A 225-nucleotide genomic window follows, 5' to 3' on the forward strand; every position below is an offset into this window, starting at 1 on the left:
CAGTGTGGTTATCTTCCCTAAAGGGAGAAACTGGCACTGTTGGAGCAACGGGGGCCGCTGGGAAATCAGCTTATGAAGTTGCAGTTGCTGGAGGATATACAGGAACCGAGACAGTGTGGTTAGCTTCCCTAAAGGGAGAAACTGGCGCTGTTGGAGCAACGGGGGCTGCTGGGAAATCAGCTTATGAAATTGCAGTTGCTGGAGGATATACAGGAACCGAGACAG

General features: G+C 51.6%; 1 protein-coding gene. It reads left to right on the top strand.

What is annotated here, in order from left to right; translation table 11 throughout:
- A partial coding sequence (locus tag AC6CH4_RS26055; RefSeq protein WP_498108259.1) for a hypothetical protein occupies positions 1-225 on the top strand: 225 nt, incomplete at both ends.

Source organism: Flavobacterium sp. GQ95, from assembly GCF_059758655.1.